Below are 18,078 nucleotides of genomic sequence, written 5' to 3'. Positions count from 1 at the left end.
TACATGAAGTCTATGAAAGAAGTCATCGAGGGTTTTGCCTCACAGCTGCGGCACACCGGCAGCTTCAGCGAAACTGCGTCAACAGCCTTTTCTGGTCGGAAGTATAATAATGTAGTGATTGCGGGCATGGGAGGCTCGGGTATTGTTGGCAATATTATACAAACATACGTGGCCGATAAGCTTGAGGTGCCACTGCTTGTAAACAAAGGGTATAACATCCCGGCGTTTGTAGGCCCCGATACCTTGTTCATCGCCTGCTCTTTTTCAGGAAACACCGAGGAAATCATCTCGGCGGTGCGGGAGGCGATGGAGGCTGGTGCCGTAATTGGCTTTGTTACCTCAGACGGGGAGTTGATGCGCATTGCCAGGGAGCATAACATACCGCTTGCCGCTATCCCGAAGGAACTGAAGCAACCGCGTGCCTCACTTGGCTACCAGGTAACAGAGTTATTATACTTGCTGCACTATGCCGGCCTGCTGAACAATGTGTTTAAGACCGAGCTTAACCAAAGTATAAACCTGCTTCAGGAGCAGGCCGGGATGATAAAAGTGCAGGCAAGTGCCCTGGCAAATGCCTTAAAAGGAAAGCTGCCCATACTTTATGCCGGCAGCGCGTTTGAGGCGGTGGCCATGCGCTTTCAGCAACAGCTAAATGCCAACAGCAAGCAACTGGCGCATGTCGGTACGTTTCCGGAGATGAACCACAACGAGGTTGAAGGGTGGCAGCATCCGCAGGAACTATTCGGGCAAGTGGCTGTTCTATGTATCAAAACCGCTTACGATAACCCGCGCATTGCTTCGCGTATGGCCTTGACTCGCCCCCTCATAGAGCGGAAGGTGAAAACGGTGATGGAGGTAGAAGCAGTGGGAGCCACTTTCCTGGAGCAGCTGTTTTACCTGGTGCACCTGTTTGATTGGGCATCGTTGTACTTGGCAGAGCTGAACAGCGAGGACCCTAACATAAACGATAATATAAATTACCTGAAAGGGGAAATATCTAAAGTATAACGTGCAAAAGAACACCTATATTCAGTTTGAACACCTGGGGCTGATTGACTACAAAGAGGCCTGGGATTACCAGGACAAGCTCTTTACCTCCATCCTGGACCTGAAAGTGCAGAACCGCAAAGCTGGCGAAGGCGCTGAGCAATCAACTCCTAATTACCTGCTCTTCTGTTCGCACCCACACGTGTACACGCTGGGCAAAAGCGGACATGAGAGCCATTTGCTGCTAAACAAAGAAGGCCTGAAGGCCAAGGAGGCAACCTATTACCACATAAACCGGGGCGGCGACATAACGTACCACGGCCCGGGCCAACTGGTTGGCTACCCCATCATCGACCTTGAGAATTATTTTACCGACATCCATAAATACCTCCGCTACCTGGAGGAGGCCATCATACTTACTCTTGCCGACTATGGCATCCCGTCTGGCCGCATCGAGGGGCTTACCGGCGTATGGCTGGACCACGAGGAGCAGCGCAACCCGCGCAAGATCTGCGCCATGGGCGTAAAGTGCAGCCGCTGGGTAACCATGCACGGTTTTGCCTTTAACGTAAACACCGACCTCGATTACTTTAATAACATTGTACCGTGCGGGATTTCTGATAAAGCTGTAACTTCGCTGGCTAAAGAGCTGGGGCGCGAGGTGCCCATGGCAGAAGTAGAGGAGAAAGTTTTAAAGCACCTGGCCACCCTGTTCGGGGCCACTATTACCACAGCAGCGCATGAAGAAGGATATTGATTTCGGGACGGTAGAAGGTATAGCCATAGCCGTTGCCAGATCAGCAGACCCCGCCACCGGGGCAGACACCTGGAATGTATACCTCATCAATAACAACCCCTTTCCGGTAGAGAATGTGCTGGTGGCATCCAAAGGCTACGGCATAGTTGAGGAGCAAGAGGTAAAAACATCGGTTTTGCGCCATATGTTTGAGCGCGTGGAGGCAAAGAGTTTCGTAAAAGTAGAGCCCATTGACCCGGCAATCTTCCATATCAATAACGAGTACTGGGTAAGCTATTATATCGATCGGAAGATTTATGACAAGCGTTTCGTGTTTGTGCCGGACTCTATCGTGGAGGAAAACCTGATCGAGATAAGCATGCTGCAAATGCAGGGAGTGCTCCATACGTAACCCAAGCTGCCATAATTTATACTGGCCCCGTTCAGAAACTTAAAATCATACACACGCAACGTGCACAAATCAATCCAGAAGTATAGCTTTACGCTTTTTGGGCTATTTATACTATGGCTGGGTGCGTGCCTGCTGCCTGCACAGGGGCAGGTGCTGCCGCTGGAACAGAAAAACACCATTACTGGCAACTGGATGGTGCAGCCCACGGATGCCGACCAGTTGGTGCCTTACGTATCCGGAGTGCACGCAGGGTACAATGCCCTGCACCAGTGGCTGCCCATTACGCCGGCGCAGCCTTTCAAAATTGCCTTTGCTGCACCCCAGAACCTTTGCCTGTTCCTCAATAACCAGCTTATCTTTAAGGCAGACTCTGCCGCAAACTATACCCTGGATTTGGCAAAGTATACGCAGGGCATAGAAACTGTGGAAGGAAAATACTTATTAACAGTATGGCACCCGGTGCAGCAGCCAAGCGTTGGCACCTTCCGAAATGTGCCACGCGTGGCAGAGGCTATGCAAGAGGCCAACCACCGGCCATTCTCCATACTTGTGCGGGAATATGTAAACCAAAACGCGTTTATCGTTTTTATGCTCGTTATTGGCTTAATCTATGGCCTCTTGCGTGTAAACTACCCGTCGGACTTTCAGAGCACATTTAATCTCAACGGCTTCCTGAAGTCCAGTTCTGAGGCAGAGCTTTATGCGGCAAAACCTGTAGGGGCAGTGTCTAATGTGCTGTTCGTGCTGGCCTTTTCGCTCTCACTAGCTCTCCTGATTGCAGCCATCCATACAAATGTGCAGCATGTAAGGCTCTTTAACCGCCTGTTCCCGGTTTCAGAGTCTGATATTACTACGAAGACCCTCTTCTATACCCTGCTGATTTTTGCCGTAGTGCTCTCAAAGTATGTTTTTTTGAAGGTGATGGCATTTATCTTTAGCATGGAGCAGGTTGTGCAGTTGCAGTACCGCGAGTTTATAAGATCATTACTATTTCTGGGCGTGTTCCTGCCGTTAGTGATGCTGCTATATTTGGGGTTAAATACCCTGATTCCTGAGATGATACTGCTGATCTCGAACCTAGCGGTGTCGTTGGTATTGGTTATCACGATACTGCGCGTGTTTTATGCGGTAAATAAGAAAGCCTCTGTACTTAATTTACATTTATTTTCGTACCTTTGCGCCACAGAAGTGATTCCGCTTGCCATTATGCTTAAACTGATCGTTTTTAACTTTTAAAAACACAAAGCTAAGGCCGCGGCGGGTATTACAGCAGGTAAACTTTTAGAAAACCGCATCATTTTACTATGGCTGAAAGCAAAGCAAAGGGCTCTGCGAACCCTGAACGATACAAGGTCCCGATTAAAACGATCCTGGTTACACAACCACAGCCTACTACGGATAACTCTCCATACTTATCTATTGCGGAGAAGTATGATATCAAAGTAGACTTCAGGGCGTTTATTGAGGTTGAGCCGGTTCCGTTTAAGGAGTTCCGTAAGGATAAAGTTGACATACTGGCGCACACGGCAGTGATTTTCACCAGCCGCAATGCCGTAGACCACTTCTTCCGTATTTGCCAGGAAAGTAAGATCGAGATGCCCGCCGATATGAAATACTTCTGTATTTCGGACCAAACAGCGTACTATCTGCAGAAATACATTACCCTGCGCAAGCGCAAGTTGTTTGTAGGCGAGAAAACTGCCAAGGATCTTTTCGAGGTTATCAAGAAGCACAAGAATGAGAAATTCCTGTTCCCGTGCTCTAACATCCGCAAAGACGATATTCCGGAGTTTTTAACTACCAACAAGATAAAGCACACTGAGGCGATTATCTATAAAACAGTGGCGGCAGATCTGTCGGACCTGGATGACGTAACCTATGACTGCCTGGCCTTCTTTAGCCCGTCTGGTATTCACTCGCTGTTCATCAACTTCCCGGACTTCAAGCAGAACAACACAAGAATTGCAGCTTTTGGCCCTACAACGGCTAAAGCAGTACGCGATGCAGGCCTGGAGCTGGACATAGAGGCGCCAATGCCGAATGCCCCATCCATGACAGGAGCCATCGAGGTTTATATACAGAACCAAATGCAGGATGCAAAAAAATAACAAGTTAACGTAACTTTTACACCTGTTTTCCATACTTACTAAAACGCAAACGCAAGCACTGTGTCATACAGGCTCGCATTTGCGTTTTAGTGTTTAATAGCTATATTTGGAAAGACATATTGTGCGACTAGCACATGCTATACCTTGCCTTCTTGCCGCAGCCTATGAAAAAGCTTCTACCTGTATTGCTGCTGGTGCTCCTTGCAGCGCCACTTGCCCTGGCGCAGCAGCAGCCTCAGTTTACCCATTATGGGTTTAATGGCATGCAGATAAGCCCTGCTTACGCAGGCATAACCAACCGCCCGGAGTTTCTGTCGATCTACCGGTATCAGTGGCTCGGCTACGATGCCTCTTTCGATGATGGGGGCTCACCGCAAACATTTTTCCTTTCGGCCAATACGCCTCTAAGATTGCTGCATGGTGGTGTGGGCCTAAACCTGATGCGTGATAAAATTGCTAACACCACAGTGCTAACAGCCGCGCTCTCCTACTCTTTCCATATCAAAATAGGAGAAACAGGCAAGTTGGGGCTTGGTATTCAGGGTAACGTGAATAACTTTAAGAAAGGGCGCTACCGCGCCATAGATAACAATGACCCTAGTGTGCCCTATAACAGCTCAGACACGAAGTTTGACCTTGGCGCAGGCGTATGGTATGAGTCAGAAACGTTTTATGCAGGGGGTGGGGTGACAAACCTTTTAAAGGCAGAGTATGCGTTTGCTGACTCTGCCAATACCGGTAATGGCACCTTATTAAGCGAGAACCATATTTACGCCACAGCTGGTTATCATTTGCCTATATCATCCGACCTGACGCTTACGCCAACCGTATTGCTGAAGCACGATACTGAGAATATCTCGTTTGATGCAGGCGGCCGCGTAACGTATCTCGAAAAATATTGGGCCGGAGTGAATTATCGGCATGAAGAAGCTGTTAGTGCACTTGTGGGAGTGTCTCTGTTTCAGGACAATGCGCTGCGGGTAGGATATGCACTAGACTTAACCACGTTAAATAAAGCAGCCAAAGCAAATACATCGCATGAGGTGATGTTAAGTTACCGCTTGGCTGAACCGGTGATCCGATTCAAGCCGCCAGTAAGGACCCCACGCTACATCTTCTCAAACTGATGTATTAAATATTGTAACGGATTGCACTGTTCGAATGACAATTCTAGGAATAGTGCAGAAAAAAATTGTGATTTATTGTTATAATAATCAGTTGATTACACCGTTTAAAAATAATAAAATGGTGTTGTAGTGAATTGTTTTTTATTTATTCCTATTTCTCATATATTTGCTACACCCATAAAAGTGTGCTAAATTCTATTACAGAAAATTTTACTTTTTTAACAGTCATCATGAACAAACTACTTAAGCTGTCTTCCTTCGTATTGGCGGTGGTACTGCTTGCAAGCTGTGGAATGGGACGCGGACCACAAGGCGATCTTGTTGGTGCTGAGGACCGGCCGGAGTATAATCCGCAGCAAGTGCCTTACGGCATGGTAGCCTGCCCAGGAGGTACATTCCATATGGGCCAGGCCGATCAAGACATCGCAGCATCCATGGCTAACCTGAACAAGCAAGTAACTATTGGTGGCTTCTACATGGACGAAACCGAGATTACAAACAACGAGTACCGTCAGTTCATCAACGTGATGATGGAGGACTCATTGGATGTACTGGGCGAAGAATATGTGATGACGCAACTATATCCGGATACGACAGTTTGGGTGAAAGATTATACTTACCACATGGGAGACCCATTGATGGAGTACTATTTTTCTCACCCGGCATTCGACGATTACCCGGTTGTAGGTGTGGATTACTTTGCCGCCAAATACTTTAGTGAGTGGCGCACAAAACATAAGAACCAGGCAAATACCGAAGATGGTATGGCTCCAATGCCAGCCTTTAGGTTGCCAACCGAAGCCGAATGGGAATATGCTGCCAGAGGCGGACGCGATATGTCTGTTTATCCTTGGGGTGGCCCATACTTGCGCAATGGTAAAGGTTGCTTGCTTGCAAACTTTAAGCCAGGCCGTGGCGACTACTACAGCGATGGCTTTACTTATACAGCTCCTGTAGCGCAGTTCTTCCCGAACGACTTTGGCCTATATGATATGGCAGGAAACGTATCCGAGTGGTGCGAGGATGCTTACTCTGATGCTACTGTTCCGATTGTTTGGGACTTGAACCCTGTTTACAACGATCCAAACGAGCCGCGCAAAGTGGTAAGAGGCGGTTCTTGGAAAGATATCGCATACTTCTTGGAGACAGGTACGCGTAACTTCGAATTCCAGGATTCTGCTAGATCTTATATCGGTTTCAGGAACGCAATGATCTATCTTGGGCGTTCATCTGGAAGAGAGTTTTAAGAATCACATTTAATTTAATAGTATAATACACCAATCCCCCTTTAATCCTTAATTAATCGTTCACTACTTAATTAGAAAACAAAATGAGCAAAGCTAAAGGTCGTAGTTTCTTGTTCGACGTTTTGATGCCCAAAGTATATGGTCTTGGTGCTGCCGTCGTAATTGTTGGTGCGTTGTTCAAGATTCAGCACTGGGAGTTCGCAAACGAAATGCTTATTATAGGTCTCTTGACAGAGGCGGTAATCTTTGCGCTAAGTGCATTTCAGCCACAAGGGCACGAGCCAGACTGGTCAAGAGTTTACCCACAACTGTCTGATGATTACGCTGGTGAAGGTCTTGTGCCTGCCACAGCAGCCGTTTCTGCAGGTCCCTCTGTAACAGGTAAATTGGATGATATGATGCGTAATGCTGATATTACTCCAGAGACAATCAATAAACTTGGTTTAGGCCTTAACCGCCTGAGCGACACAGCTGCTGGCTTAGCTGATATCAGCAATGCCACTGCCGCAACCGAAGAATATACTGTACGTGTGAGATCTGCCGCTGATCAGATGGATAAGATCAATCATGCATACGCTACTACAGCTGATGCTATCGCTAAAATGGCTGTTTCTACCGCTGATGCTCAGGAGTATCACAACCAGGTACAAGGTATGACCCGCAATTTGGGCGCCCTGAACGCTGTTTACGAAATGGAACTGCAGGATGCTAACACGCATTTGAAAGCCATGAACAAGTTCTACGGTAACCTTAGCATGGCCATGGAAAACCTGACTGATGCCAGCAAAGATACAGAGCAGTTCAAACAAGAAGTTAGCCGCCTGACGCAAAACCTACACTCCCTTAACACAGTGTACGGTAACATGCTGACAGCGATGAAAAGCTAATATTGATTTGAATAAGTTCTAGGTAAGAAAACAACAGTTAATATAGTATAAAATGGCTGGAGGAAAAGAGACACCAAGGCAGAAGATGATCGGTATGATGTACCTCGTACTGACCGCAATGCTTGCCTTAAATGTGAGCTCGGCTATCCTGTTAAAGTTTCAGTTCTTGGATGAATCCTTGCGACAAGTAAACAATAAGACAGTGAATGATAATGCCGGGGTCATATCTAACATTAAAGCTGCCATAGCAGAAAATAAAACACCTTCTGCTAATGACAGACGTGTGCTGGAGAGTGCGCAGCAAGTACGGCAGAGAACATCAGAAATGGTTAGCTATATCCGCGGCCTGCGCGATATGCTAGTTGAAAAAACTGGTGGTAAGACTGAAGAAGGCGGCTATGCGCAACCAGAGGGTAACGACATCGTTGCCATCAATATGATTGGCGCTGCTAACAAGAATAACGGAGCTGCCTATGAACTGAAGGATAAGCTAAATGACTATGCTAAGTTTCTGAAGCAGTATAGCCCGAGTACGCCAGACAAACTGGCGCTTGATGGCTCAGAGGACCCGGTAGCTAAAAATGACCCGGATCAGCGCCGTAAAGACTTTGCACAGCTAAACTTTGAAGAGACTCCTATGGTTGCTGCCCTGGCAGTGCTTTCTCAGAAAGAAGCTGAAGTATTGAAGTATGAAGCAGACGCTTTGCAGAAGCTTGCCCAAAAGGTAGGTGCCGACATCATTAAATTTGAGAAGATTTTTGCGATGGCGCGTGCTGAGTCTAAAACTGTGGCAGCCGGTACAAAGTATAAAGCAGATATGTTTATCGCTGCTTCTTCTGACAACATTACGCCTAAAATGAGTTTCCAGGGCAAGCCTGTGAAAGTTGAGAATGGCTTAGGTAAAGTAGAGTTTGTAGCTTCTGCCTCAAACTACGATGCGGATGGTAACTCAAAGCAAACCTGGAAAGGACAAGTAACCATTAACCAGAATGGACGCGATACAACATTTGTTTTAACAGAAGACTACATTGTAGCGAAGCCGGTAATCCAGGTTCAGTCTGCATCGGTGCAGGCACTGTATTTCCAGTGTGCTAACGAGCTGAATATTCAGGTGCCTGCGTTGGGCGCAGTATATGACCCAAGCTTCAGCGCTAGCGGTGGTTCTGCCATCAAAGGTGCCAAAAAAGGTGAGGTAACCATCATCCCGAACGCAACGGAGGTAACTATTAACGTAAGCAGCGGTGGCAATGCAATCGGTTCTGAAAAATTCAGAGTTCGCCCGATTCCAAAGCCTGAGATTGTTGCCTTGGTTAATGGCCGCCCAGTGGATGTGAAACGCGGTGTTCCGGCACAGTCTTTCAGAGCGGTTGAGATTCAGGCAGTAGCTGATGAAGGTTTTAAACAATTATTACCGAACGAAGCACGTTATAGAGTAACAAAGTGGAGAGCGTTCCTGGTGCGTAACAACCAACCTGTAGATCAGGGTGAGTTTAACGGGCCAACAGCGAACCTGACAAGCTTTGCTGCTAAGGCCAACAAAGGTGACCGTGTTGTGATTGAGGTTGTTGATGTAAAGCGTTTGAACTATAAAGGCCAGGCGGTTGATGTTAACGTAGGAAGCCCGAACTTCAACGTTCCTTTAAATTAATATTTAGAAGCTTACAAGGAGTATGAAATTAGTTAAAGCAATAGGTGTAGCAGCCGGTTTGATGTTATCTGTAGGTGCTATGGCGCAGCAGGTATCAAACACAACCTCTAGTAATCCTTCGGCAAGGCCTATTCCAGAGTCTGATGTTCTGTTCAAGAAAACAGTATGGCGTAAAGTTGACCTGCGTGAAAAGCAGAACAAGCCAATGTTCTCAGAAAACAGAGAGATCACTAAAGTGATTATCAACGCGGTAAAAAGCGGTGAACTTACCCCTTACCGAAGCGACTCTGTAAATACGCCTATCACGCGTGAAGAATTTATCGCTAACATGACTCCGAAGCAAAGCGATGGAGGATTGAGCGATGAGGAAATTGCTGCTGGTTTTGGCCAACAGCAAGCGGAGGATGATGGATGGGGTGCTGCCTTAGGTAGCGATGCCGGTTCGTCTGAGCCTGTTGCTGTTAGCAACGAGTTCTTCCCGAAGCAACTGTACCTGCTGGAACTGAAAGAAAACGTTGTTTTCGATAAAAAGCGCTCCCGCATGTATCACGATATCCAGTCGATCAGCATTAAAGTGCCAGCAACGCTTAACCCGCTAGGTTTTGAGCAGAACGTGGCGAGCTTTAAAATGAGTGACCTGGTACGCATCTTCCGTAACAACCCGGATATGGCGATCTGGTACAACGCGCAAAACGATGCACAGCATAAGAACCTGGCAGATGCTTTTGACTTGTGGCTGTTCAGCTCCTACATCACTAAAATATCTAACCCAGGCGATAGAGCATTGGCAGATATTTACGGTGGTGGCAAGAAAGGCTTACTTGCAGCACAGGATGCAGCAGAAGCTCTAATTGAATACGAATACAGCTTGTGGAGCTACTAAGCTTTGCAACAGCGATATAAAAAGGAGACTCATTTGAGTCTCCTTTTTTATTAACTAGAAGTATGAGTTTATGCTTCCTGGTTAGTTGCATGAAGATGCGCATGAAGTATAGCAGCCTTAGCTTTACCAACTTCAAGAACCAACTCCTCATAAGTTAACTCACGAAGCTTTTTTACAGATCTATACTTCTGAAGCAAAGCATCCGCGGTGGTAGGGCCAATACCTTTAATGTCGGTGAGTTCGGTTTTAAGCGTACCTGCATCGCGTTTGCTCCTATGGAAGGTAATGGCAAAACGGTGCGCCTCATTACGCAAGCGTTGGATAAGCTTAAGCGACTCTGACTTTTTATCAATGTATAAAGGCAGAGAATCTCCAGGGTAAAAAATCTCTTCTAAGCGTTTAGCGATGCCTACTACTGCTACCTGCCCGTAAATATTAAGCTCCCTAAGCGCTTTTACTGCCATACTTAACTGGCCTTTACCCCCGTCAATAATGATAAGCTGCGGCAGTGGCTGGTTCTCGTTGAGTAGGCGGCGGTAGCGGCGTGTAACAATTTCATACATCGATTCGAAGTCGTTGGCGCCAATCACAGTTTTGATATTGTAATGACGGTAATCCTTTTTGCTGGGCTTGCCATTTCTAAAGCAAACCATAGATGCTACAGGATTGTCACCCTGAAAATTCGAGTTATCGAAGCACTCAATGTGGCGTGGTAGTTCCGTAAGGCGGAGATCTTTCTTCATTGTCTCCAAAACACGTATTTCGCGCTGCTCAGTTAGTTCTTTATTCTTTTCTTGCCGCCCCTCACGCTCTTTACGTAAGTATAAGGCATTTTTCAGCGAGAGGCTAAGCAGCTTTTTCTTATCCCCAATCTGTGGGTAAGTGATGGTAATATTATCAAGCGGGAGTTCTAGTTCAATGTTTGTGATAACCTCGCGGGAAGTGCTTTCAAATTCCTGACGCAGCTGCACAATAACCGAGGCCAGAATCTCGGCGTCCTCCTCATCCAGCTTCTTCTCCAGTTCTAGTGATTGTGTAAGTATGATTGAGCCGTTCATGACCTTTAAATAATTAATAAAGGCGCATTGCTCGTTACTGGTTATCGTAAATACATCGATGTTGGTAAGCGTATTGCTAACAACCGTCGACTTCGCCTGAAAATCCTCAAGCATGTCCAGTTTCTGCTTATACTTATGCGCTAGCTCATACTGATAATCGGCAGCCGCAATAGCCATTTGCTCTTTAAAGTATGACTTAGCTACGGTAAGGTTTCCCGAAAGTATGTTCTTAATCTGGGCGATGTGCTGGTTATACTCTGCTTCATCCACGAGCGCCTCGCAAGGGCCTTTGCAGTTACCTATGTGGTACTCCAAGCATACTTTGAATTTGCCTGCCGCGATATTTTCTGGGGAAAGGTTATAGGTGCAGGTGCGAAGCGGGTACAAGGTCCGGATGAGATCCAGGATCACGTTCATGGTTGTGCCGCTTGGGTACGGGCCATAATAGCGGGAGCCATCGTTCTTACGGTTGCGTGTGCTAATAACACGCGGAAAACGCTCATTTACGATACAGATGTATGGATAGGTCTTGCCATCCTTTAGAAGGATGTTATACTTTGGCTGATATTGTTTGATAAGATTATTTTCCAAAAGGAAAGCATCTACCTCGGTATCAACGATAGTAAACTCAATGTCCCTGATCTGGGAGACGAGCTTAAGCGTTTTCTTGTTATGCTGGGCAGAGCGGTTGAAATAAGAGCTTACACGCTTTCTTATGTCAACCGCCTTCCCTACATAAATAATAGTGTTATCGTCGAAGAACTTGTAAATGCCGGGCTTATGCGGCAGGTGCGATATTTTATCCTTCAGCTTTTCGTTTGCTGGCATAGGTCACAGAATTAGATCTCAGCGTCCAAGTCAATCTCGGTTGGCAGGTTCAAAAACTCGTCTTTTTGGGTAGAGTCTATCTGCACGCCCTGGTTATACTTGTTACAGTCTAATTCTACAGATAAAGGCGCAGAAGGTTTAGGGAAAGGATCTTTAGAAACATCCAACGACTTATCCTTGTATACTTTCTGCATAAACGAACCATATATTGGCATAGCCAGTTTGCCACCCTGGCCCAGGGCCATTGATCTAAAGTGTATGGAGCGGTCTTCACCGCCAACCCAAGTTCCGCATACTAGATCAGGGGTAATACCCATAAACCAGGCATCGGAATAGTTTTGGGTGGTGCCGGTCTTGGCACCCATCTCATTTTTAAGGCCATTACGGTAGCGCAGCCCATAGTAAGCTGTTCCGCCTGGCTCAGCAGTGGCTTTAAGCATATGCACCATCATGTAAGCTGTCTGCTCGCTTAAGGCTTCAATCGTTTTTGGCACAAACTCAGCGATTACATTGCCATGCTTATCCTCAATGCGGGTAATGTATGATGGCTGCACCCAAGTACCTCCGTTCACGAACGTGCCGTAAGCGCCTACCATATCATACAGCGTAACATCGCTGGTCCCCAAAGCAAGCGCTGGCGTTTCATCCAAAGTAGTGGTAATACCCATACGGCGGGCAGTTTGGGCAACAGCTTCGGGGCCTAACTTATTCATCAGGAAGGCGGAAATAGAGTTAACCGACTCGGCAAGGGCCTTGCGCAGTGTATACTTCTCGCCGCTAAACTTATTGTCAGCGTTATTCGGGCACCACATATTACCATCGGCAAGCGGGATACAGGTTTTAGTATCCAGTACTTCGTAACATGGGTAGTAACCGTTTTCGATGGCGGTAGTGTACAAGAATGGTTTAAAGGTAGAGCCAGGCTGGCGTGCACCCTGTTTCACGTGGTCATACTTGAAGTGCTTGTAGTTAATGCCACCTACCCATGCTTTAATGTGGCCAGTCTGTGGCTCCATGGCCATGAAGCCAGTCTGCAGGAACTTCTTATAATGCTTCAGCGAGTCCATTGGGCTCATCTCAACTTCCTTGTCACCATCCCAGGTAAAGATGGTCATCGGGATTTTTTTGTTGAGGTAATAATTGATAGAGTCCTGGTCATCACCGAAGCGTGCTTTCAGGCGGCGGTAGCGGTCTGTGCGTTTTATGGCTTGCTCAGCAAAACCTTCAATCTCACGCATATTTTGGTCTACCCATGGGTTTCGGCCTTTCCAATGCTCGAAAAACGCTTTCTGACGGTCTTTCATATGCTCGGCAACTGCCTGCTCGGCATACTGCTGCATCCTAGAGTCGATGGTAGTATAAATCTTCAGGCCATCGGCATACAGGTCGTAGCCGTTTTCGCGGCACCACTGCAACAGGAATTTGCTAGCCTCGGTGCGGAAGTATGGCGCTAGACCCACGTTATGGCTTTCCACACGGTAATCGAGCTTAATATCCTGATCCTTTAGCTTGTCGAACTCCTCCTGAGAAAGCTTATCATACTTTACCATCTGCGCCAACACCGTATTGCGGCGGCGCTTGGAGTTCTCTGGGCTCATTTTAGGACTGTAGTATGTTGGGGCCTTCAGCAGACCTACCAGCACAGCTGATTCCTCGACATTCAGGTCGTCGGGTTTTTTATTGAAAAAAGTTTTTGCCGCCACTTTAATGCCATAGGCGTTTGAGCCAAAGTGCACGGTGTTTAGATACATAGTCAGGATTTCGCGCTTAGTATAAGAGCGCTCCAGTTTCACGGCCATGATCCACTCCTTGGTTTTAAGGATAAGCATGCGCAGGCCCGGTACATCACTCAGGATACCATCATTCAACTCATCGCCACGCGTATCGAATAAGTTTTTGGCAACCTGCTGCGTAAGCGTACTGCCACCACCCTTCGATTGGCCGGTAAGTATACCAGCCGCCACACGCACCATAGATTGCGGGTCGATGCCGGCGTGGTCCTCGAAACGGATATCCTCTGTAGCTATGAGGGCATTAACAAGGTTGTCAGACAGGTCCTCGTAATCCACAGGTGAGCGGTTTTCGCGGAAGTACTTACCCAACAACTCATTATCTGACGAGAAAAGCTCAGAGGCCAGTTCGCTTTTAGGGTTCTCGAGGGAGCGCAGGTTTGGTAACTCCCCGAACAGGTTCAGGAAATTGATGCTTACCGCATAGATATAGAATATAAAAGCCACGAAGCCGCCGATAAAAAGCAGCCACAAAGCCGATACTATCTTAGAGAAAATCGGGTTCTTCGGGTTAAGGGTCTTTTGACGCGTAGTCATGTGGTTAATAGTTGTTTTTGAAGAAGATCAGGTATGCGTCCGGGTCTCTCTTTTGCATAAACTTCTGGAAGTTGGCAGAAGAGATTACAAAGGTAGTGAAATCTACGCCTCTAATTCTACCCACCGGAGCTTGGGGCGCCTTTTGTTTAATGTTATAAGATGATGCCAGCTTCGGGTCTTGGAAAGCCCGCATCACAAGCATGGTTTTGCCATTACCGTATGCCACTGAATCAACTTTCAGGGCCTGTGCCCTATAGTATGTGCTGTTATACTTTTCATACTTCTGCTGGATGTCCTTAAATGCAGCTTCCCCTTCCGGGTAGATTAGCACAAAGTAGTAGGCAGAATCTGTTTCGGCTTTATACTCCAGCGGGTCAGCGGCGGGCAAAGCAGCTGAGTCTGCAACTGATGGAGAGGCAACTTGCGGCTGAAGTTGCTGCACAGGCACTTGTGCTTTGGGCTCAAGTGGCTGCTGAGGCGTAACCACTGCAGGTGCTGCCACGGGTTGCTTTTGCGCTGTGGCACCCATTTCGGCAGCTTTTAAAACAGGCGTGGCCTTTGCCGCCGATGCTGTAACCTGAGCAATTTCTGTGCTAACTTTTTCCTCCGGGCTTAGCGCTGGCTTTTTGGTGGTTGGTGCTGGAGGGGCAGGCGCTTCGGCGCGGAGTTGGTTTTTCTGTTCCAGCTCCTGGTAAGTATCCAGCATTTTATCGGCTTGGAAAATAAGTGGGCTGCCTTTATGCTGCTGCTTAAAACGAATAAGCTTGTCGCGGAGCACCTGCGGCTTTTCGGTGCGTGCGGCTACCAGAGCATCTAAAAACATAACCTTATCCTGGATATCATTTAAAGGATACTGCGCTGTTACTTGGTTTAGCAAATCCAGTGTTTGCTTATACTCCTGCTCTTGGTAGTGCGCAAACGCAGAGTCATAGAGCGCATGTACGATAATATTGTTAGCTGCATTCTTTGCCATGAAGCCTTCGTCGTCAAGCAGGCGCGCGAAAGCCGTGTTCGGGAACTGCTGTTTGATTTTGTTATGGTATACCTGGCGCTGCTCCGTGTTGCCGGTGCGGCCATAAAGCAAGTACAAACTATAATATACTTCGGCGGCATGCTCAGTGCGCGGGAAGCGCTCCAGCAGGTTTTCGTAGGTCGTGATTGCCTCGGAAGGCGCTTTTAGGATTTGTGCATAGATACCTCCTAACTTAAACAAAGCCTCCTCAACCTGTTTCTCTGAGCGCTGCAACGCGGCGGTTGTTAGCGGAATATCTTGCAAGTATGTATCAACCTGGGCCTGCATGCGCTCTTCGGGTGTAAGCTGGTTTTCGATGGTACTTATACTTTCCGGAGCACGGGCAATATCGGTTTGGGCACCGGTTTCGCCTTGGGTGCGGGTACGCCAGAAATCCTGGTTTGGGCGGTTGCCCCAGCGGCGCGTAAACTCTGATCGTGCTGTCGCCATGGCAGAGGGATTATCAAAATACCAAACGCCACCTGTATTGTTGCCAGCGCCAAACTCTCCGTTGCTATTGTTTCGGTTCTGGCGACGGCTTTGCTGTTCTTCCTGCTGTGCCAGTTGCTGTTGCTTTGCGGCTTCAGCCTGGCGGGCCTCTTCTGCCTGCAACACTAGCTTTTGCAGATAATCCATGCGGTCGGCTTCTGGCATGCGGGCAAGGCGTTGCAGGCTGTCCTGGGTTTGTATGGTTGTGTACTGCTGCGCAAAATTAGCGAGTATCTCACCGCGCTCGGCCACTGCCTCATACAGCGGAGAGCGCTGCGGGTATACTTGCACGGCGCTATCGTAGTAAGCGGCGGCTACATCATACTTGTGCAGGTTATCGAAATAAATCTCCCCGGCAGATACATAGCTGTAAGCGTTTTGGTTTGGCAGGGCACCCGGCGTGCGCAACGATAGGTTCAGGTAGTTGAGGGCTTTGTCGTACTGTTGCTGGCGTAGCTCCAGCTGAGCCATCTCATAGTATATCTTGTTGCGGTACTCCTTGTTTTTATCATCCTTCAAGAGCTTCTGATAATGTCCTTCAATGCGCTCACGGTCACTGGCATCGGCGAGCTCGGTTACCTGCCCCAGGTTTAAGCGGCTGAAAAAGCCCAAGTCATAAGGCGGGTTGTTCCGCAGGATTTTGCTGTATTGCTTGTTGGCGAGCTTGTCTTGGCCGGTTAGCTGGTAGAGTTGCCCCAAAGTATAACGGACCCTCGACTCGGCATCTTTTTCCTCGAAGTTGGGCACAGAGAGAGCAAGGTTCTCTATAACCTGCGCGGTATCGCCCTGCAGGCGGTAGTAATGGGCACGGGCCAAGTATAGCTCACGGGCATTTGCACGGTTCAGGCGCTCTTTGCGCAAGTACTCCGATACCTGTTGGGCGTTTTCCATCTCGCCGAGCTTCATAAAAGAGCGCATCAGCCATACCAATGCCTCATGCCGGTCGTCAGTGCTTTGGCTGTTGGCGTTAACATACTTAAACGTACGAACGGCCTCGGCAAAAGCCAGCTCGTAATAGTTTGCCTTACCGATCAGCACATAGCTGTTATCGACCCATTTGCTGTTCTTATGATACTGAATCGGGAAAGAGGCTTTCTTCTTGATGTCCTCCAGGTCGGCGGCCATGGCTTTGGCAGTCGTGGAGTCTATGGCCGGGTAAATTGGCAGCACCTGGCTGTAGTCATACTGTGTCTGTTCCTGCAGCTGCTCTTCCAGCAGGCGCATCTTCTCTTTGGCCAGGAAGTAACCATTGTAGCGGGCAGTGGTATTATGGTAGGCCTTGCTCAGCGGGTTATTACGCTCCGTGGAGCAGGCCGCCAGCAGGAGCCCGGTAAGCACAAAAAGTATGTAGAGCGGTTTCTTGTTCAAGGTGATGCTTGCTGCAGAGTGTGTAGGCACTATAGTATAATAAGGTATAAACGTCGCGGTTTGTGCAAAATTATGGCAACATGCCCCGCTGCTTGCTATAACATTAGTTGTAAGCAGCAAGGTCCTTAGCCCTATACAAAAATACAATAATCCTTGGATAGTTTAGCAAAGGGCTGTTTTACAGCCTGCTATTGAACTATCTAAAACCGATATTGGTTTCAGGCCAGATATAATATAGAAGCTTGCATGTATGCTACGCTAGTGACCGTAAAAAGGACTACCTTTGTAAACTTCTGAAACACATGGATAATTCTTCTGAGAAAGATAAGAAACCTGAGCAGCGGAGGCAAGATAGTATAAAGCCTTATGTGAAATATTCAGGTATGGCGTTCCAGATGATTGGGGCGTTGGTGCTGGCAGCTTTTGCTGGCCAGAAGTTGGATGATTATATGGGTAACGAAAAACCATGGTTTACCATTGCGCTGCTTTTAATAGCCGTAATAAGCACGATGGTTTTAACGATAGTATCAATAAATAAAAAGTAATATACGTGACGTTTTTCCGAAACCTGGCCATACTTGCGGCTATACTTTGTATTGTTATCGGTGCGCTGCTACAATTTACCGGGCATACCCTGCTGCATGCATATATCTGGTACATGCTTATTTTCTTCGTATTCATCACTGGATTTACCTATTACCTGACCCAGCTAGGATATAAAAACGACCCTGAGAACTTCCAGGTGTACTATTTTGCCTCGATGGGGTTTCGGGTGGTGCTGAGCATCGGTGTAATAGGCCTGTATGTGTGGTTCTTTAAAGAGGGCCGCTTGCACTTTGTTTTCAACTTCTTTGCGTTATATTTCCTGTTTACCGGGTTTGAAATTTACAGTTTGTTGGCTAACTTGCGCCCGCATTTGAGAGGGCAGAATTAACGGTAGGTTCTGTTTGTGAAATCTTGC

Annotated in this window: 15 protein-coding genes; 12 read left to right on the top strand and 3 right to left on the bottom strand. The window is 47.5% G+C overall.

The features are described 5' to 3' along the window. The first annotated feature begins 12 nt into the window (after window positions 1-12). The 10 genes from D1627_RS10180 (at window position 13) to porN (ending at window position 10,035) form a co-directional block, all read left to right on the top strand. Window positions 13-1,008, top strand: coding sequence for a bifunctional phosphoglucose/phosphomannose isomerase (locus D1627_RS10180; RefSeq protein WP_158607171.1), 996 nt, complete (start codon window positions 13-15; stop codon window positions 1,006-1,008). A 1-nt stretch (window position 1,009) separates the two neighbouring features. Further along, entirely contained in the window at window positions 1,010-1,744 is a 735-nt protein-coding gene (gene lipB / locus D1627_RS10175) for a lipoyl(octanoyl) transferase LipB (protein ID WP_119432134.1), read from the top strand. After that, window positions 1,728-2,135 (top strand): hypothetical protein, encoded by a 408-nt coding sequence (locus D1627_RS10170; protein WP_119432133.1) that lies wholly within the window; start codon window positions 1,728-1,730, stop codon window positions 2,133-2,135. Before lipB ends, D1627_RS10170 begins: the two co-directional genes overlap by 17 nt. A gap of 60 nt (window positions 2,136-2,195) precedes the next feature. Further along, window positions 2,196-3,371 carry a DUF4271 domain-containing protein gene (locus D1627_RS10165; RefSeq protein ID WP_233555585.1) on the top strand — a complete coding sequence of 392 codons (1,176 nt, stop codon included), beginning with the start codon at window positions 2,196-2,198 and terminating at the stop codon, window positions 3,369-3,371. Between the two features lie 68 nt (window positions 3,372-3,439). Next, the gene (locus tag D1627_RS10160; RefSeq protein WP_119432132.1) at window positions 3,440-4,243 is read left to right on the top strand and encodes a uroporphyrinogen-III synthase; all 804 of its coding nucleotides are present in this window, start codon (window positions 3,440-3,442) and stop codon (window positions 4,241-4,243) included. A 164-nt stretch (window positions 4,244-4,407) separates the two neighbouring features. Continuing rightward, on the top strand, window positions 4,408-5,370 hold the full coding sequence (locus tag D1627_RS10155; protein ID WP_119432530.1) for a PorP/SprF family type IX secretion system membrane protein: 963 nt from the start codon (window positions 4,408-4,410) through the stop codon (window positions 5,368-5,370). Window positions 5,371-5,600: 230 nt separating this feature from the next. After that, on the top strand, window positions 5,601-6,617 hold the full coding sequence (gene porK / locus D1627_RS10150; protein ID WP_119432131.1) for a T9SS ring complex lipoprotein PorK/GldK: 1,017 nt from the start codon (window positions 5,601-5,603) through the stop codon (window positions 6,615-6,617). Between the two features lie 83 nt (window positions 6,618-6,700). Continuing rightward, window positions 6,701-7,504, top strand: a complete 804-nt coding sequence (gene porL / locus D1627_RS10145) for a type IX secretion system motor protein PorL/GldL (RefSeq protein ID WP_119432130.1) — start codon at window positions 6,701-6,703, stop codon at window positions 7,502-7,504. 52 nt (window positions 7,505-7,556) lie between these two features. Beyond that, window positions 7,557-9,152, top strand: a complete 1,596-nt coding sequence (gene porM, locus D1627_RS10140; protein WP_119432129.1) for a type IX secretion system motor protein PorM/GldM — start codon at window positions 7,557-7,559, stop codon at window positions 9,150-9,152. A gap of 22 nt (window positions 9,153-9,174) precedes the next feature. Continuing rightward, complete coding sequence (gene porN / locus D1627_RS10135; RefSeq protein ID WP_119432128.1) at window positions 9,175-10,035, top strand: type IX secretion system ring subunit PorN/GldN; 861 nt, start codon at window positions 9,175-9,177, stop codon at window positions 10,033-10,035. 68 nt (window positions 10,036-10,103) lie between these two features. Here the strand turns inward: porN and uvrC are convergent, their stop codons facing one another. Genes uvrC through porW form a run of 3 tightly spaced genes read right to left on the bottom strand, consistent with a single transcriptional unit; the run spans window position 10,104 to window position 17,117 of the window. Continuing rightward, window positions 10,104-11,921 (bottom strand): excinuclease ABC subunit UvrC, encoded by a 1,818-nt coding sequence (gene uvrC, locus D1627_RS10130; protein ID WP_119432127.1) that lies wholly within the window; start codon window positions 11,919-11,921, stop codon window positions 10,104-10,106. A gap of 11 nt (window positions 11,922-11,932) precedes the next feature. Continuing rightward, window positions 11,933-14,248, bottom strand: a complete 2,316-nt coding sequence (locus tag D1627_RS10125) for a penicillin-binding protein 1A (RefSeq protein ID WP_199688417.1) — start codon at window positions 14,246-14,248, stop codon at window positions 11,933-11,935. 4 nt (window positions 14,249-14,252) lie between these two features. Then, the gene (porW, locus tag D1627_RS10120; protein WP_119432528.1) at window positions 14,253-17,117 is read right to left on the bottom strand and encodes a type IX secretion system periplasmic lipoprotein PorW/SprE; all 2,865 of its coding nucleotides are present in this window, start codon (window positions 17,115-17,117) and stop codon (window positions 14,253-14,255) included. Between the two features lie 302 nt (window positions 17,118-17,419). Here porW and D1627_RS10115 point away from each other — a divergent pair, with 302 nt between their 5' ends. Together D1627_RS10115 and D1627_RS10110 are read left to right on the top strand one after the other, a co-directional pair. Then, a complete protein-coding gene (locus tag D1627_RS10115; protein WP_119432126.1) occupies window positions 17,420-17,662 on the top strand; it encodes an AtpZ/AtpI family protein in 243 nt (80 codons plus the stop codon). Window positions 17,663-17,667: 5 nt separating this feature from the next. Next, complete coding sequence (locus tag D1627_RS10110) at window positions 17,668-18,051, top strand: hypothetical protein (protein WP_119432125.1); 384 nt, start codon at window positions 17,668-17,670, stop codon at window positions 18,049-18,051. Window positions 18,052-18,078 lie beyond the last annotated feature (27 nt).

The organism is Pontibacter oryzae (assembly GCF_003576375.1).
Taxonomy (GTDB): domain Bacteria; phylum Bacteroidota; class Bacteroidia; order Cytophagales; family Hymenobacteraceae; genus Pontibacter; species Pontibacter oryzae.
Note: the sequence above shows the minus strand (reverse complement) of the source record. Positions and strands in the feature narration are given on the sequence as shown.

What these genes read in the sequence shown, in the direction of transcription:
- D1627_RS10180 (WP_158607171.1), top strand. Translation starts at nt 13, where the DNA reads ATGAAAGAAGTCATCGAGGGTTTTGCCTCACAGCTGCGGCACACCGGC.
- D1627_RS10170 (WP_119432133.1), top strand. Translation starts at nt 1,728, where the DNA reads ATGAAGAAGGATATTGATTTCGGGACGGTAGAAGGTATAGCCATAGCC.
- D1627_RS10160 (WP_119432132.1), top strand. Translation starts at nt 3,440, where the DNA reads ATGGCTGAAAGCAAAGCAAAGGGCTCTGCGAACCCTGAACGATACAAG.
- D1627_RS10155 (WP_119432530.1), top strand. Translation starts at nt 4,408, where the DNA reads ATGAAAAAGCTTCTACCTGTATTGCTGCTGGTGCTCCTTGCAGCGCCA.
- porK (WP_119432131.1), top strand. Translation starts at nt 5,601, where the DNA reads ATGAACAAACTACTTAAGCTGTCTTCCTTCGTATTGGCGGTGGTACTG.
- porL (WP_119432130.1), top strand. Translation starts at nt 6,701, where the DNA reads ATGAGCAAAGCTAAAGGTCGTAGTTTCTTGTTCGACGTTTTGATGCCC.
- porM (WP_119432129.1), top strand. Translation starts at nt 7,557, where the DNA reads ATGGCTGGAGGAAAAGAGACACCAAGGCAGAAGATGATCGGTATGATG.
- porN (WP_119432128.1), top strand. Translation starts at nt 9,175, where the DNA reads ATGAAATTAGTTAAAGCAATAGGTGTAGCAGCCGGTTTGATGTTATCT.
- uvrC (WP_119432127.1), bottom strand. Translation starts at nt 11,921, where the DNA reads ATGCCAGCAAACGAAAAGCTGAAGGATAAAATATCGCACCTGCCGCAT.
- D1627_RS10125 (WP_199688417.1), bottom strand. Translation starts at nt 14,248, where the DNA reads ATGACTACGCGTCAAAAGACCCTTAACCCGAAGAACCCGATTTTCTCT.
- D1627_RS10115 (WP_119432126.1), top strand. Translation starts at nt 17,420, where the DNA reads ATGGATAATTCTTCTGAGAAAGATAAGAAACCTGAGCAGCGGAGGCAA.